The sequence below is a fragment of the Nocardia sp. NBC_01503 genome, assembly GCF_036327755.1.
Lineage (GTDB): Bacteria > Actinomycetota > Actinomycetes > Mycobacteriales > Mycobacteriaceae > Nocardia.
The window spans coordinates 3,132,223-3,147,169 of the sequence record NZ_CP109596.1; the positions used below are offsets into that span (position 1 = coordinate 3,132,223).

The 14,947-nt window shown below is 66.4% G+C and carries 15 protein-coding genes; 10 read left to right on the plus strand and 5 right to left on the minus strand.

Features of this window, described 5'->3' with window-relative positions:
- Window position 1 precedes the first annotated feature (1 nt).
- The gene (locus tag OHB26_RS14095) at window positions 2-733 is read right to left on the minus strand and encodes an SDR family NAD(P)-dependent oxidoreductase (protein WP_330184619.1); all 732 of its coding nucleotides are present in this window, start codon (window positions 731-733) and stop codon (window positions 2-4) included.
- Between the two features lie 108 nt (window positions 734-841).
- Here OHB26_RS14095 and OHB26_RS14100 point away from each other — a divergent pair, with 108 nt between their 5' ends.
- The 7 genes from OHB26_RS14100 to OHB26_RS14130 all read left to right on the plus strand — a co-directional run bounded on the left by OHB26_RS14100 (window position 842) and on the right by OHB26_RS14130 (window position 9,831).
- Entirely contained in the window at window positions 842-1,666 is an 825-nt protein-coding gene (locus OHB26_RS14100) for an alpha/beta fold hydrolase (RefSeq protein WP_330184620.1), read from the plus strand.
- Between the two features lie 103 nt (window positions 1,667-1,769).
- The gene (gene mshA, locus OHB26_RS14105) at window positions 1,770-3,182 is read left to right on the plus strand and encodes a D-inositol-3-phosphate glycosyltransferase (RefSeq protein ID WP_330184621.1); all 1,413 of its coding nucleotides are present in this window, start codon (window positions 1,770-1,772) and stop codon (window positions 3,180-3,182) included.
- Complete coding sequence (locus OHB26_RS14110; RefSeq protein WP_330184622.1) at window positions 3,179-3,700, plus strand: YbjN domain-containing protein; 522 nt, start codon at window positions 3,179-3,181, stop codon at window positions 3,698-3,700. Before mshA ends, OHB26_RS14110 begins: the two co-directional genes overlap by 4 nt.
- 38 nt (window positions 3,701-3,738) lie before the next feature.
- A complete protein-coding gene (locus OHB26_RS14115; protein ID WP_330184623.1) occupies window positions 3,739-4,632 on the plus strand; it encodes an ROK family protein in 894 nt (297 codons plus the stop codon).
- A gap of 5 nt (window positions 4,633-4,637) precedes the next feature.
- The gene (locus OHB26_RS14120) at window positions 4,638-5,375 is read left to right on the plus strand and encodes a phosphoglyceromutase (protein ID WP_330184624.1); all 738 of its coding nucleotides are present in this window, start codon (window positions 4,638-4,640) and stop codon (window positions 5,373-5,375) included.
- Window positions 5,376-5,616: 241 nt separating this feature from the next.
- Complete coding sequence (locus OHB26_RS14125) at window positions 5,617-7,668, plus strand: CocE/NonD family hydrolase (protein ID WP_330184625.1); 2,052 nt, start codon at window positions 5,617-5,619, stop codon at window positions 7,666-7,668.
- A gap of 132 nt (window positions 7,669-7,800) precedes the next feature.
- Window positions 7,801-9,831 carry a CocE/NonD family hydrolase gene (locus tag OHB26_RS14130; RefSeq protein ID WP_330184626.1) on the plus strand — a complete coding sequence of 677 codons (2,031 nt, stop codon included), beginning with the start codon at window positions 7,801-7,803 and terminating at the stop codon, window positions 9,829-9,831.
- A gap of 173 nt (window positions 9,832-10,004) precedes the next feature.
- On the opposite strand, the gene OHB26_RS14135 is transcribed toward OHB26_RS14130, so the two are convergent.
- Window positions 10,005-10,706, minus strand: coding sequence for an NADPH-dependent F420 reductase (locus OHB26_RS14135; protein ID WP_330184627.1), 702 nt, complete (start codon window positions 10,704-10,706; stop codon window positions 10,005-10,007).
- An 88-nt stretch (window positions 10,707-10,794) separates the two neighbouring features.
- Here OHB26_RS14135 and OHB26_RS14140 point away from each other — a divergent pair, with 88 nt between their 5' ends.
- The 3 genes from OHB26_RS14140 to OHB26_RS14150 all read left to right on the plus strand — a co-directional run bounded on the left by OHB26_RS14140 (window position 10,795) and on the right by OHB26_RS14150 (window position 13,286).
- Complete coding sequence (locus OHB26_RS14140; RefSeq protein ID WP_330184628.1) at window positions 10,795-11,187, plus strand: winged helix-turn-helix transcriptional regulator; 393 nt, start codon at window positions 10,795-10,797, stop codon at window positions 11,185-11,187.
- Between the two features lie 165 nt (window positions 11,188-11,352).
- On the plus strand, window positions 11,353-12,600 hold the full coding sequence (locus OHB26_RS14145; RefSeq protein ID WP_330184629.1) for a sensor histidine kinase: 1,248 nt from the start codon (window positions 11,353-11,355) through the stop codon (window positions 12,598-12,600).
- Window positions 12,597-13,286: a response regulator transcription factor gene (locus OHB26_RS14150; RefSeq protein ID WP_330184630.1), complete on the plus strand. Its 690-nt coding sequence runs from the start codon at window positions 12,597-12,599 to the stop codon at window positions 13,284-13,286. The genes OHB26_RS14145 and OHB26_RS14150 overlap by 4 nt, the downstream gene beginning before the upstream one ends.
- A 69-nt stretch (window positions 13,287-13,355) precedes the next feature.
- On the opposite strand, the gene OHB26_RS14155 is transcribed toward OHB26_RS14150, so the two are convergent.
- The 3 genes from OHB26_RS14155 to OHB26_RS14165 form a co-directional block, all read right to left on the minus strand.
- Window positions 13,356-13,706 (minus strand): hypothetical protein, encoded by a 351-nt coding sequence (locus OHB26_RS14155; protein WP_330184631.1) that lies wholly within the window; start codon window positions 13,704-13,706, stop codon window positions 13,356-13,358.
- A gap of 264 nt (window positions 13,707-13,970) precedes the next feature.
- Window positions 13,971-14,459 carry a hypothetical protein gene (locus tag OHB26_RS14160; RefSeq protein WP_330184632.1) on the minus strand — a complete coding sequence of 163 codons (489 nt, stop codon included), beginning with the start codon at window positions 14,457-14,459 and terminating at the stop codon, window positions 13,971-13,973.
- A gap of 14 nt (window positions 14,460-14,473) precedes the next feature.
- Window positions 14,474-14,929: a hypothetical protein gene (locus OHB26_RS14165; RefSeq protein WP_330184633.1), complete on the minus strand. Its 456-nt coding sequence runs from the start codon at window positions 14,927-14,929 to the stop codon at window positions 14,474-14,476.
- Window positions 14,930-14,947 lie beyond the last annotated feature (18 nt).

Here is a 14,947-nt window from a genome sequence, read left to right on the forward strand (position 1 = left end):
ATCAGCGGCGGGCGAAGCGACCCGGCTCGGCCTGATCGCGCGGCTTCACAATGATGGTGTCCAGGTTGACATGCGCCGGACGCGAAGCCGCGAAGCCGACGATCTCGGCGATATCCTGCGCCAGCAGCGGGTCGATACCCGCGTACACCTTGGTGGCGCGTTCGGCGTCACCGTCGAAACGCACCAGTGAGAATTCGGTCTCCACCGCGCCCGGGGCGATCTCGGTCAACCGCACCGGCTGGCCGAGCAGCTCCCCGCGCAGCGTCCGATGCAGCACCGCCTGCGCATGCTTGGCCGAGGTGTAGCCCGAGCCGTTGTCGTAGTGGTGGAAGGCCGCCACCGAGGTGATGGTGACGATCAAGCCGTCACCCGAGGCGATCAGCTTGGGCAGCAGCGCCTTGGTGACCCGCAGCGTGCCAAGCACATTGGTCTCCCACATCCAGCGCCAGTCATCCAGATCGGCCTCGGCGACCGTGGCCAAACCCTTTGCGCCACCGGCATTGTTGACCAGCACATGCAGCTCGCCGACCGCATCGGTGAACGCGCGCACCGACTCCTCGTCGGTGACATCCAGGGGCAGGGCCGTCCCGCCGATCTCCTCGGCCAGTTTCTCCAGCCGATCGACTCGCCGAGCTCCCACGAAGACGTGATACCCCTGTTTGGCGAGCTCCCGGGCCGTGGCCTCTCCGATTCCCGAGCTTGCTCCGGTCACAACGGCGGTACGAGTGCTCATGTCCTGAGCTTAGGGATGCACAACGCCTGTCCACTCTTCACCCTGCGTCCGCCGCGGGCACCGCGGCGGGCGCGAGATCCGGCAGAGCCGCCGATTAGCCTGGCGGGTATGGCGATGAGGGAAGTCAGCAGTGCGGACGGCACGAATATCGTTTACCGGGTCACCGGCGCGGAGAACGCGCGGCCGTTGGTGCTGCTGCACGGCTGGTCCGGAAATCTGCGCTGCTGGGGTCGCGCCGCGGATGAATTGGCGCAGCGTTTCCGGGTGATCGCCGTCGATCTGCGCGGCCACGGCTACTCCGATGCCCCCGAATCCGGATACGACGATCCGAAGAACTGGGCCGCCGATGTGGCGGCGGTGCTGGCCGCCGAGAACATCACCGCGGGCGCGGTTCTGCTCGGCTGGTCCTACGGCGGGATCGTCCTGTCCGACTATCTGGCCGCCTACGGCAGCTCCGCCGTGGCGGGTGTTGTCTACACCGGTTCCCAAGCCGGTATCGGCAAGAACGTGCCCGGCGCGCAGACCGGCCCGGCCATGCAGAAGGCCATTCCGGACGTCTTCGAGGAGAGCGCCGGGCGCGCCTCCCGCGGTTTCGCCGCCTTCGGCAATGCCAATACCGGTCGCGGCACCGACAAGGGTGAGGACGCCCAGCGACTCTTCGGCGGCAGCATCGCCACCGCGCCCCGGGTGCGCAAGGCGCTGTTCTATCGCACCGTCGACAACACCGAAACCCTGGCTCAACTGCCCGTTCCGGTCCTGGTCATGCACGGCACCGCCGATCCGGTGGTCCCGTTGGAGAACGGGCGGTACATCGCCGAGACCGTCCCGAACGCCAGCATCTCCTACTGGCCGGACGCCCAGCACGGCCTCTTCATCGAGGATCCGGACCGCTTCGTGGCCGAGCTCACCGCCTTCGCCGAAACCCTGTCATGACCGGGCCGCAACCCCGCGCCGACCGGGTCATCCGCTGTGAGCCGAGTCACTAGGTCGGGTAACCCACGTATATTCGCTTACCGCTGGCGTGCACACTGGTGTAGTGAGTCAACGTTCCGACCTACGGCCCAATCGGATAGCCGTGCTATCGGTACACACCTCACCTCTGGCCCAACCGGGCACCGGCGACGCCGGTGGCATGAATGTGTACGTATTGCAGACGGCCATCGAATTGGCTCGCCGCGGAACCCAGGTGGAGATCTTCACCCGCGCCACCTCCTCCAATGACGAACCTCTGGTCGAGGCCGCACCGGGTGTCCTGGTCCGCAATGTGGTCGCCGGACCCTTCGAGGGGCTCGACAAACACGATCTGCCGACTCAGCTCTGTCCGTTCGCGGCCGAGGTGCTGCGACAGGAGGCCCGGCACCTGCCCGGCCACTACGATCTGATCCATTCGCACTACTGGCTCTCGGGTCAGGTCGGCTGGCTGGCCCGGGATCGCTGGCGGGTGCCGATGGTGCACACCGCGCACACCCTGGCGGCGGTGAAGAACGCCTACCTCGCCGAGGGTGACGTGCCCGAGCCCGCCGCCCGCGTGATCGGTGAGAAACAGATTGTCGCCGAGGCGGATCGGCTGATCGCCAATACCGGTGAGGAGGCGCGGCAGCTGGTCGAGCTGTACGGCGCGAATCCGGACCATATCGATGTGGTGCTGCCCGGTGCGGACCTGAACCGGTATCAGCCCGGTTCGCGCGCCGGTGCCCGGGCGGAGCTCGGTCTACCCGACGATGAGCGAATTGTCGCTTTCATCGGGCGAATTCAGCCGTTGAAGGCCCCCGACGTCCTGGTTCGCGCGGCCGCGCAGGTACTGGCCGAGGAGGCCGCGCTACCGCAGCGCCCCGAACGCCCACTGCGCGTGCTGATTGTCGGCGGACCCTCCGGCAGCGGCCTCGAGCGCCCCGACGCACTGATCGAATTGGCCTCCGCGCTCGGCATCTCCGATCGCGTCACCTTCCTGCCGCCGCAGCCGCCGCATCGTCTGGTGCAGGTGTACCGGGCCGCGGATCTGGTCGCGGTGCCCAGCTATAACGAATCCTTCGGCCTGGTCGCCATCGAGGCGCAGGCCAGCGGCACCCCGGTATTGGCCGCCGATGTGGGCGGGCTCGGTACCGCCGTGCGTGACGGTGTCACCGGACTGCTGGTACCCGGGCATCGCACCCCGGACTGGGCCGCCGCATTGCGATCGCTGCTCGACAATCCCGGCCGACTGGATGTCATGGGCGCGGCCGCCGTCGAGCACGCCGCCAATTTCTCCTGGGCGCACACCGCCGACGGCATGCTGGACAGTTACGCCGCCGCCCTCGGCCAGTCCCGGGACCGCCGCAATCGCACCGGTAGCGTGCACAACGACAGCAATCACGCCAGGTCTTTGGGGTGGCCGGTGGGGAGCCCGAGGTCAAAACACCTGGAGGTCGCGCCGGCATGGCGACGCAGGATGGGAGCAGTACGCCGATGAGCGACGCCGTGCAGGACGAAACCGCCCGTACGACAGCGCAATTGATCGATGAGACGCTGCGCGAGCGCGAGATCGAGTATTCGCGTGAGGCCGACGCCACCTTCGTGGTGGTGCTGCCCGGCGAACGCAAACTCAAGACGGTCATCGGCGTCACCGTCGGCAAGCACGGCATCCGCATGGAGTCCTTCGTCTGCCGTAAACCGGACGAGAACTTCGAGGGCGTCTACAAATTCCTGCTGCGCCGCAATCGCCGCCTCTACGGCGTGGCATACACCATCGACAAGGTCGGTGACATCTATCTGGTCGGCCGCCTCTCCACCCACGCGGTCACCGCCGATGAACTCGACCGCTGGTTCGGTCAGATCCTCGAGGCCGTGGACGCCGACTTCAACACCCTGCTCGAACTCGGCTTCGCGGAATCGATTCGCAGGGAATGGAAGTGGCGGGTCTCGCGCGGCGAATCGCTGAAGAACCTGCGCGCCTTCGAACATCTCGTGGACGCCGAGGACAAGGCGTAGCCTGCTCCGGAACCCCGAGGCGAAGGAGGCGGCTATCCATGGTGGCGCTGGCCCTTGATATCGGCGCGACGAAATTCGCTGCGGGCATTGTCGATTCCGATGGCGGCGTCAGCTCGGTGCGCCGGATCCAGGTCCCCGAGACCAAGGTCTGGACCGCCTGCCTCGAGCTCCTGCTGACCGTCGCCGGCACCGAAGAGGTGACCGCCGTCGGCATCGGCGCGGCCGGACCGGTGGATGTGCGCACCGGATCGACCGGGCCACTCAATATTCCGGAGTGGGTGCACGGCTTCGGCCTGGTCGACGCCGTCCGGGAATTGTTCCCCGAGGCGGTGATTCACTTCGCCGTCGACGGCGTCTGCCTGGCGCTGGCCGAACAGGCCTTCGGCGCGGCCCGGGGTGAATCGAACGTCCTGTGTATGACGGTGTCCTCGGGTATCGGCGGCGGTGTGATCTCCGATGGCCGAGTCGTCATGGGCCGCACCGGAAATGGTGGGCACGTCGGCCATATCATCGTCCCCGGCAACGAAGAACCCTGCGCCTGTGGCGGTTTCGGCTGTGTGGAGGCCGTGGCCAGCGGTAAATCCTCGGTGCGCTGGGCGCGCCGACAGGGCTGGACCGGCGATACCGGGATAGCACTCTCCGCCGCCGCGCACGCCGGGGACGAGATCGCCCTCGCCGCCATGCACCGCTCGGGTACCGCCCTCGGTACCGCCATCGCCTCGGCCGCGGCCCTGCTGGACACCGATCTGGTGGTGGTCGGGGGCGGCTTCGCGCAATCCGGTGAACCACTCTGGGCTCCACTGCGGGCGGCCGCGGCCGCTCATGCCCGGCTGTCCTTCCTGCGTGAATTGCGGGTGGTCCCCTCCGAACTCACCGACCAGGCCACCCTCGCCGGGGCCGCGCTACTGGCGAAACAGGGCGTGGAAAGATGACCCCCATGACGTACACCCTCGTGCTGCTGCGCCACGGCGAGAGCGAATGGAATGCCCTCAACCTGTTCACCGGCTGGGTGGACGTCCGTCTCACCGACAAGGGTGTCGCCGAAGGCAAGCGTGCCGGTGAATTGCTGGCCGAACACGGGATTCTGCCCGATATCGTCTACACCTCGCTGTTGCGCCGTGCGATCAGCACCGCCAACAACGCGCTGGACGCCTGCGATCGCCATTGGATTCCGGTCGTACGCGATTGGCGTCTGAACGAGCGCCACTACGGCGCGCTGCAGGGCAAGAACAAGGCGGAGATCAAGGACCAGTACGGCGATGAGCAGTTCATGCTGTGGCGTCGCAGCTATGACACCCCGCCGCCGCCGATCGAGGCCGGTAGCGAATACAGCCAGGACGCCGATCCGCGCTACGCCGGTATCGACGTGCCGCTGACCGAATGCCTCAAGGATGTCGTGGCGCGGATGGTGCCGTACTGGGAGGACACCATCTCCCAGGATGTCACCGCCGGTAAAACGGTTCTGATTGCCGCGCACGGCAATTCGCTGCGCGCGCTGGTGAAGCACCTCGAGGGCATCTCCGACGACGCCATCGCCGAGCTGAACATTCCCACCGGTATTCCGCTCAAGTACGAGCTGGACGAGAACCTGCGCCCGCTGGGCCCGGGCGAGTACCTGGACCCCGAGGCCGCTGCCGCGGGTGCGGCCGCCGTCGCGAATCAGGGCGGCAAATAACTCGTAGTAACGCCGAACGCGCTGTAGCCGAATTATTCGGTTGCAGCGCGTTTTTCATTTATCCACCGTGTGGTGTGATCTGCATCTCAGTACGGCACCGTAGGGTATTCAATTGTGCCGCAATGTAATTTGCCGAAATTTTGCCCATTAAAACGGGTAACTGTAACCAGGCTTTGCAACTTACTTCCGAGTAGATATGCTTCCGGACGTTCGACCATTTGCGAGAGGTAGATCACGTTCGATGAAGCACGCGCTACGGGTCACGGTGCTCGCCACCGCGACCGCTCTGCTCGTTCCCCTATCCGCCATCAACGCTGATGCGGCCCCCACCCCGAGCGGCCCCGACGGCGGCGCGGCGGGTGCGGCCTGGACCGCCACCGAGGACGGTCAGCAGCAGTACCCGAATGTCTTCATCGAATGGGACGTCCCCATCACGATGAGCGACGGCACCGTACTCAAGGGCAACGTCTACCATCCGGCGGACGCGTCGGGCCGCCCGATCGACACCCCGACGCCGACCGTGCTGAACATGACGCCCTACACCAAACTGGTGTCGAACGTCGCCGACAGCGCCTTCGCGATTCCCGGCCTCGGCGACGCCCTGGTCAATGTCTTCCGGAACATCAACCTCTCCGGAACACCCATCTCCGGCTTCGGCGAACTGCTGAACGCGGCGGGCAACGGCGAACTCCGCAACTTCTCCGTCGACCGCCAGCTCATCAAGTCCGGGTACACGCAGGTCGTCGTCGACGTGCGCGGCACCGGCTTCTCGCAGGGCGAATGGGACATGCTGCGCGGTCGCGAGCAGCAGGACACCGTCGAGACCATCGACTGGGCGTCCAAGCAGAGCTGGTCCAACGGCCGCATCGGTATGAACGGCCTGTCCTACAGCGCCATCAACCAGGTGCAGGCCGCGGAGAAGAACCCGCCCGCCCTGAAAACCATCTTCCCGATCGTGCCCGGCAGCGATCTCGTCGACGATGTGCTCGCGCCCGGCGGCGGCTTCGGCTTCAACTTCATTCCGCTGTGGCTCTCGGCCATCAACGGTCTCAAGTGGCTGCCGGACCTGGCCGCGATCGCACAGGGCAAGTTCGACTTCAAATGGTTGCAGGACCGCGCCGACGACCCGTTCACCTATCTGGACGTGCTCATGTCGGCGTACACCAGCACCGATATGAACACCCTCGATCCGCGGGTGAAGAACATGCTCAACGATCTCTCCTCGGAACGCCAAGCGTGGCTGGGTGATCCGAGCCGGATCAATATCCCGACCTTCGTCACCGGTGGCTGGCACGACCTGTTCACCTACTCGGAATCCAAGATCTACAACGAGATTCCGCTGCCCGCCGGGCAGAAGCAGCTGTTGATGGGCAATACCTACCACGTCACCTCCGGCTCCGAGGCCGGTCGCCCCGGTCTGCCGCCGCGCCTGGATGTACTGCAGCGCGCCTGGTTCGACAAGTGGCTCAAGGGCATCGACAACAGCATCGACAAGTACGGCCCGGTCACCCTGCGCCAGCAGGGCGGCGGCTGGATCACCCAGGGCGGCTTCGGCGAATCCGCGCCCTCGGAGGAGGCCGCGCGCTACCGCCGCATGTACCTGTCATCGCAGCGCAGCGGCACCGCGAACAGCCTCTACGACGGTTCGCTGACCGCCGAGGCCAATGGCGACACCGACCGGCTCAGCGTCTCCATGGGTCTGACCACACTGTGCTCCAATGACGCCGCACAGGGCAGCGCCGGTGTGCTCTCCATCATCGACGGCTGCGCGCTGGACTCGCGGATCGCCGAGACCAACGGGCTCACCTTCACCAGCGCCCCGGTCGCCGAGCCCACCACCGTCTCGGGTCCGATCGCGGTGCACCTCAACACCGTTCAGGACGCCACCGACGGCTACTGGACCGTCACCGTCAATGACGTTGCGCCCGATGGCAAGTCGACCGTGCTGACCTCCGGCCAGATGATGGCGTCCATGCGCCAGATCGACGAGGCCGCCAGCTCGCGTTCGGACAGCGGCGACTACACCGACCCGCGCGCCTTCACCTCGCTGGACAAGAGCGAGCCGACGGTGCCCGGTGAGGCCACCACCCTCGATATCGCGCTCAGCGGTACCGAGGCCCTGCTCCAGCCGGGACACCGGCTGCGGGTGGACGTCTTCGCGGGCAACTTCCCCAAGGGCCTGCCGATCCTGCCGATGCTCCTCGATACCGGTCTGAAGCCGCAGCATGTGCAGCTCGACCCGAATCGTCCGAGCTTCGTCAATATCCCGGTTCGCGGTAACACCGGCTGGTGATTCCGTCCCTCCGGGCATGAGATCCGGGTGTGCACAACGGCGTGCACACCCGGATTTCTTTATTTTGTGCAGTCTCACCAACTTTCGGGGAAACTGTCCCAGACTGTTGCCGGTGTCCTAACTTGACGAAGTATGCCTCTCCTGCTGCGAGTCGCGGTGGCCATGACGGCCGCGGTGGCACTGACACAGTTCGTCTCACCCGCCGCCACCGCCGATCCCGTCGGCCCGGACGGCGGCGTCACCGGCGCGGAATGGGCTGCGACGGAAGATAATCCACAGGTATATCCCAATGTCTACATCGACTGGGACGTGCCGATCACCATGAGTGACGGCACCGTGCTGAAGGCCAATGTCTACCACCCGGCGGACGCGTCGGGGCAGCCCATCGCCGATCCCACGCCGACCATCGTGAACCTCACGCCGTACACGAAACTCGGCTCCATGATCGCGGATTCGGCGGTATCGATACCCGGGCTGTCCGATCTACTGGTGCAGGCGTTCCGGGACTTCGACCTCACCGGTACGCCGATCTCCGGGCTCACCGATCTGACCAAGGCCCTCGGCGGCGGACTGCTGCGCACCTTCACCGTGGACCGGCAGTTGATCAAGTCCGGGTATACGCAGGTCGTCGTCGATGTGCGCGGAACCGGTTTCTCCCAAGGAGATTGGGACCTGCTGGGGGAGCGGGAACAGCAGGACAGCGCCGAGGTCATCGACTGGGCCTCGAAGCAGGGCTGGTCCACCGGTGATATCGGAATGTCGGGCGTCTCCTACTCCGGGCTCAACCAATTGCAGGTGGCCGCGAAACGACCGCCCGCCCTGAAGGCCATCTTCCCGGTTGTGCCCAGCCGCAACCCCTTCCGCGATCTGGTAGCGCCCGGCGGTGCCATCGGCGCGGCCTTCATGCCACTCTGGCTGGCCGCCGTCAACGGCGGCAAACTCGTACCGGATATGACCGCGCTGCTGCGGGGCCGGTTCGATATGAAATGGCTCGCGGACAGATTGGCCGATCCGTTCACCTTCGTGGACGCGCTGCTGGAGGTGTTCCTGCAACCGAATATCGACCAGTTGAGCCCCAAGATCCGCGCACTGCTCGAATCCGGTAGTCCGATGCGGCAGGCCTGGGAGACCGATCCTGCGCGAATCACCGTGCCCGCCTTCATTACCGGCGGCTGGCACGATGTCTTCGTCGCCTCACAGGCCGACGTATATCGCCGAATCCCCCTGCCGCCCGGGCGGAAACAACTCCTCGTCGGCGATGGCTACCACATCTCCAACGGTAATGAATCCGGCCGTCCAGGCCTGCCGCCGCGCATGGATGTGCTGCAGCGCGCCTGGTTCGACAAGTGGCTCAAAGGTATCGACAACGGTATCGACGAATTCGGTCCGGTCACCATGAAGGAGCAGGGCGGCGGCTGGATCACCGCCCCGACCTTCCCGCAGCCGGGTGTCGAGTATCAGCGCATGTACCTCGACGGCGCGCCCAGCGGCACCGGCGGGCACAGCGTGCACGACGGCTCACTGCTCACCGCACCGGGCGGCAATGACCTGCTCACCGTCGCCCCCGGACTGACCGGACTCTGCTCCCGAGACGCGGCACAGGAGACCATCGGCATCATCTCCCTCATCGACGCCTGCGGAAAGGATTCCCGCATACAGGAATCCAACGGCCTGACCTTCACCAGCGCCCCGGTCGCCGAGCTCACCACCGTCTCCGGTCCCATCGCCGTGCACCTGAACACCGTGCACGATGCCGCCGACGGCTACTGGGTCGCCACCGTCAATGATGTTGCCCCCGACGGCCGTTCGACCGCCTTGTCCAGCGGCCAGCTCGTCGCCTCACTGCGCGCCATCGATGAATCCCGCAGCACTCGCGGACTCAACGGCGACTACACCGACCCGGTCCCAGACCTATCTCTCGATACTCGGCAGCAGGCCATCCCGGGACAGCCTGTGACACTGGACATCTCGATCGCGGGCGTGGACGCCGTCCTGCAACCCGGCCACCGCCTCCGCGTCGACGTCTACGCGGGCAACTTCCCGAAGGGTATGCCGCCCACCGCGATAACGGTCGACACCGGCCTCCGCCCGCAGCACCTGCTCCTGGACCCGGCCGAGCCCAGCTATGTGAATATCCCGGTGCGAGGCAACCCGGGCTGGTGACTCCGCCCACCCGCCGCGCCTCTCCGCCGACCCGGAATGCCGCTCCATAAACCGGCGCGCCTTTCCGTCATCCCGGCGCGTTTTTGGCCGGGATCCACGGTTGTCGGAGCATCACTCGAGGTGGATCCCGGCCAAAAGCATGCCGGGATGACGGAGGGTGGTTGGACGGAGGACTACTGGTCGACGTCGGCGAAGGTTGCCTCGAGCGGCGGGAACATGGCGCGGGAATCGTTGCCGCCGAACCATTGTCCGACCACGAAGGCCGAGGTGGCCTCGAGGTATCTGGCCTGGGCGAGGCCGCCCGCGTGGAATGGCTTCAAGTTCATGTCCTCCACCAGGGCGGCGACGCGGGCGACGGCGTCCGTGTCGTCCCCGCACAGCGGGACGAGCAGCGTGCGTCCCTCGAACTCGCGTCGCGCTCCGGCATACACCTCGGCGGCGCACAGGTTGAAGCCCTTCACCACCTGCGCCCCCGGGACTGTCGCCGCAATACGTTCGGCGACAGCCTCTTCCGAGAGCACGAATCTTCCGCTGTCCGGCAGGAAGGCATTGGTGCAGTCGATGACCGTGCGCCCTGCCAGCGCCGGGCCACCGACCGCGAGCACCTCGGTCAGTGCGGTGACGGGCAGGGCCAGCAGTACCACTTCGCCGAATTCCGCCGCTGCGGCGATGCTCGCCGCCCGCACCTTTACGGGGTTGGCGGGAGTGGCAGCGGACGCCTGCGCCACCACGCCGGCTCCGGTCGCGATCGCCGCCACCGCTTCCCGCGCCCGCACCGCGTCGCGTGCGCCGATCGCGATGTCGTGGCCCGCCGCGGCCCACTGTCCGCCGAGCGCCCGTGCCATGGCTCCGGCTCCGATGATTCCGATTCGCATATGAACTCCTGGGTCGTGGTTGCGAATTCGACGTTAGGAATTTCGATACGCACTCGCGGGTGCGCATTACCGCTGGCACGCTGGAGTCGTGACGATCGAGACGACTACCCCGGAGGCGGTGGCGTTCGCGGAGTACGGCGACTACGAATCCGATTGCCCCGCACGCCTGGCCGTCGATCTCTTCGGCAACTCTTGGCTGACGGTGATCGTCTATACCCTGCGCGAGGGCCCCATGCGCCCGGTCGAACTGCGGCGTGCCATCGGCGGTATCAGTCAGAAGATGCTCACCCAGACCCTGCGCCGGATGGAGCGGATGGGATTGCTGGAACGTCGCCGGTACGCCGAGGCTCCGCCGCGGGTGGAGTACGAGTTGACCTGCGCGGGCATCGATCTGCTCACTCCGATCCTGGCCCTGGGCGCGTGGGCGGATCGACACGGTGACGCGGTTCGAGATGCCCTCTACGGCGACCCCGAGGAGTGATCGGCCACCTACACGGTGGTTGCCACAAAAATGCCGAACTTCGCCCCCGGCCAGTCGAAACATTGCGTGAACGACGGGCCAACGCCCGTCGAAGCCCCTGTGACCTGCGTGAAACTTCCTGCACCCGGGGTCGGACCCGGCTGAGGCGACCGTACGATTCAAAGTGTGAGCGTTCCACAGGCCGTGCTGTTGGCAGTCCTGGCGGCCGTCGTTGGACTGGCAGTCGGTGGATTGCTCATTCCCTATGTCAATGCCCGGCAGGAGCGGCTGCGCGCCGCCACCGACTCGGGCCTGACCATGTCGCAGGTCCTGGACCTGATCGTGCTCGCCTCCGAGAGCGGTATCGCGGTGGTCGACCAGTACCGCGATGTGGTGCTGGTGAACCCGCGCGCCGAGGAGCTGGGCATAGTCCATGATCGGCTGCTCGACGAACGTGCCTGGTCCGCCGTGCAGCAGGTGCTGGCTGGCGGTACCGATATCGAATTCGAGCTGACCGCGAAGATTCCTATGCCGGGCCGTGCCCGCCTGGCAGTCCGGGGTGTTGCCAGGCCGTTGTCGCAGGAGAACCCGAACTTCGTGGTGCTCTTCGCCGACGACGACTCCGAACAGGCCCGCATGGAGGCCACCCGCCGCGATTTCGTCGCCAATGTGAGCCATGAGCTCAAGACTCCGGTCAGCGCCATGAGCCTGTTGGCTGAGGCTTTGCTGGAATCGGCGGACGATCCGGAGTCGGTGCGGCACTTCGGTGAACGCCTGCACGGTGAGGCCCGCCGCATGGGCAAGATGGTCACCGAGCTGATCGCACTGTCCCGGCTGCAGGGCGCGGAGAAGCTGCCCGAACTCGAGGCCGTCGATGTGGACAGCGTGGTCAACCAGGCCATCGAGCGCTCCCGCACCGCCGCCGAGGCCGCCGGTATCACCGTGAGCACCGACTCCACCAGCGGACTGGAGGTGATCGGCGATCAGACGCTGCTGGTGACCGCCCTGTCGAATCTGGTGGAGAACGCGATCGCGTACTCGCCCCGTGGATCACAGGTTTCGGTGTCCCGGGCACTGCGCGGCGGTCATGTGAATATCGCCGTGACCGATCGCGGTATCGGGATCGCCAAGGAAGACCAGGAACGCGTCTTCGAAAGATTCTTCCGGGCCGACAAGGCGCGTTCGCGCGCCACCGGCGGTACCGGGCTCGGGCTGGCTATCGTCAAGCACGTGGCGGCCAACCACAGCGGTGAGGTCACCCTGTGGAGCAAACTGGGCACCGGATCCACGTTCACGCTGCGGATCCCGTCCCACCCCATCGACGGCAACGGCGTCGACAAGAGACTTTCCGCCGGGATTCCGGCGGCGAAGAAGGAAACCGGCCCGCGCCCCCTCGGACGGGCCAGAACCAACGGTGTGGAGGCAACCCGATGACGAGTGTGCTGATCGTCGAGGACGAGGAGTCGCTGGCCGATCCGCTCGCATTCCTCCTGCGCAAGGAGGGGTTCGAGGTCACCGTGGTCGGTGACGGCCCGTCCGCGCTGGCCGAGTTCGACCGGTCCGGGGCGGATATCGTCCTGCTCGATCTCATGCTGCCCGGTATGAGCGGCACCGATGTGTGCAAGCAGTTGCGCGCTCGCGGCAGTGTCCCGGTCATCATGGTGACCGCGCGCGACAGCGAGATCGACAAGGTGGTCGGCCTGGAACTGGGCGCCGACGACTACGTCACCAAGCCGTACTCCTCACGTGAGCTCATCGCCCGCATCCGCGCCGTACTGCGCCGTGGGGCGGGCGAGGAGGCCGACAACGGCGGCGAGACCAGCGTGCTGGAGGCGGGCCCGGTCCGGATGGACGTGGACCGCCACACCGTCCAGGTGAACGGTAAGTCGGTGACCCTGCCGCTCAAGGAGTTCGACCTGCTGGAGTACCTGCTGCGCAACTCCGGTCGCGTGCTGACCCGCGGCCAGCTCATCGACCGCGTTTGGGGCGCCGACTACGTCGGTGACACCAAAACGCTCGACGTGCACGTGAAGCGCCTGCGCTCCAAGATCGAATCCGATCCGGCCAAGCCCGAACATCTGGTCACGGTCCGCGGTCTGGGTTACAAACTGGAGGCATAGGGTCAAGCGAAAAGGCCGCTCGCGCTTCGGAAGTCGAAGCGCGAGCGGCCTTTCGGCAGAGTTGGGCGGTCAGGCGGCGGGGTCGGACTCGAGGGTGTATACCCAGGCTGTACCGAGGCCGGGGATGTCCTGCTGGGCGAGGTTGACCCAACCCATGTCGTCCTGCTGGCGGCAGTCGTACCAGGCCACGTCCTGGCCATTGCCGCGGCAGGCGATGGTGCGGCCGGTGCCGGACGGGCTGACGATGATCATCTTGCCGTTCGCCTTGGCATTGAGCACGTTCAGATCGTTGTACGGCACGAAGTTGGCGGTGAGATCCGAGAATCTGGTGGGATCGGTGCTATCGGCACCGGCGTGCGGCGCGAGGCTGAGAACAACACCGGCGGCCAGCGCGGCGACGGTGAGCGATTTCTTGATCATGGGCACGATGTCTAACACGCTCCGGTGAACCATCAGTAGCCAACCGATGTCACGCGTACTTCCCGCAACTCACAATCCTGGGTCGCCCACCTGGCAGGACTCCGAAACAGACTTGGACGCAGCCTGATTCGAATGTCGTCACCGTGTGGCCGGTTCACCTGCTGTACACCTGCCGCCGCCGCCACACCCGCTCCGTCATCCCGGCATGTTTTCGGCCGGGATCCACCTGTGCGGCGTGAATCCCGGCCGAAGGTCTTTCGGGGACTAGCTTCCGGCGCTGCCGCTGAGCCCGCCCAGCAGTCCGCCGAGGGTCTTGCTCGCACTCCCGGAGCTGCCGGAGCCACCACTGCCGCCTCCGGGAGTACCCGGGTTGCCGCCGCCGGGGTTGCCCGGGGTGGACGGGTCGACCACATTGATGGCGATCGTCTTGGTGCTGCCGCCCTGTGAGCAGGTCAGCAGATGCTGTCCGGCGGTGGTGGGCTTCCAGGTGATGCTGGAGTACCCGACCGGCCACGGCACCTTCGGCCCGCTCAGATCATTGCCGTTATCGGTCCAGTACACGAGCAGCCCGATGCCCGCACCGCTGAGATTCGCGGTGAGCGTGTACTCGGTATTGATCGTGTGCGGATCCCCACCGGTGATGGTGATCGCGTCGACGGTGGCACTCGCCTGCGGTGCGGCGAGCACGACGACCGCGGCGGCGGTGGCGACACCGGCAAAGCCCGCGCCCAGGCGCCGGGAGATGCTGCTCATGCTGTGTCTTCCGTTCACTTGTTGCCGGTGGTGCCGCTGCTGCCGCTACCGAGCGGTCCGGCGGGCCCGAAGCCGCTGCCGGAGCTGGAGCTGCCCGAGCCGATCGGCTTGTCCGCCACGTTCACGACGGTGGACCGGGTGCTGCCGCCCTGTTCGACGGTGATGACGTGCTGTCCCTTGGTGGACGGCGTCCAGCTGATACTGGCGTGGCCGACCGGCCACGGCACCTTGGGACTGCCGATGAATTCACCGTTGTCGCTGAAGTACACGAGCAGCCCGGCCGAGGCGCCGCTGAGGGTGGCCGAGATGGTGTACTCGCTGTCGACCTGAAGGTTCGATCCTTCGACGGTGACGGTGTCGACCGCCGCGCAGGCCGTGGGGGCCGCCATGACGGCGGCCGCCGCGACCGCCGCGAAGCAGGTGATACCGACGCCGGCTCGGCGAGCGGTCCTCGGTGGTGCGATACGCATGTCTTCGTTCTCCTGGTA

Coding starts and splice junctions, on each gene's coding strand:
- OHB26_RS14160 (WP_330184632.1), bottom strand. CDS start 14,459: ATGAGCAGCATCTCCCGGCGCCTGGGCGCGGGCTTTGCCGGTGTCGCC.
- OHB26_RS14135 (WP_330184627.1), bottom strand. CDS start 10,706: ATGCGAATCGGAATCATCGGAGCCGGAGCCATGGCACGGGCGCTCGGC.
- OHB26_RS14165 (WP_330184633.1), bottom strand. CDS start 14,929: ATGCGTATCGCACCACCGAGGACCGCTCGCCGAGCCGGCGTCGGTATC.
- OHB26_RS14120 (WP_330184624.1), top strand. CDS start 4,638: ATGACGTACACCCTCGTGCTGCTGCGCCACGGCGAGAGCGAATGGAAT.
- OHB26_RS14130 (WP_330184626.1), top strand. CDS start 7,801: ATGCCTCTCCTGCTGCGAGTCGCGGTGGCCATGACGGCCGCGGTGGCA.
- OHB26_RS14155 (WP_330184631.1), bottom strand. CDS start 13,706: ATGATCAAGAAATCGCTCACCGTCGCCGCGCTGGCCGCCGGTGTTGTT.
- OHB26_RS14125 (WP_330184625.1), top strand. CDS start 5,617: ATGAAGCACGCGCTACGGGTCACGGTGCTCGCCACCGCGACCGCTCTG.
- OHB26_RS14150 (WP_330184630.1), top strand. CDS start 12,597: ATGACGAGTGTGCTGATCGTCGAGGACGAGGAGTCGCTGGCCGATCCG.
- OHB26_RS14115 (WP_330184623.1), top strand. CDS start 3,739: ATGGTGGCGCTGGCCCTTGATATCGGCGCGACGAAATTCGCTGCGGGC.
- OHB26_RS14110 (WP_330184622.1), top strand. CDS start 3,179: ATGAGCGACGCCGTGCAGGACGAAACCGCCCGTACGACAGCGCAATTG.
- OHB26_RS14100 (WP_330184620.1), top strand. CDS start 842: ATGGCGATGAGGGAAGTCAGCAGTGCGGACGGCACGAATATCGTTTAC.
- OHB26_RS14095 (WP_330184619.1), bottom strand. CDS start 733: ATGAGCACTCGTACCGCCGTTGTGACCGGAGCAAGCTCGGGAATCGGA.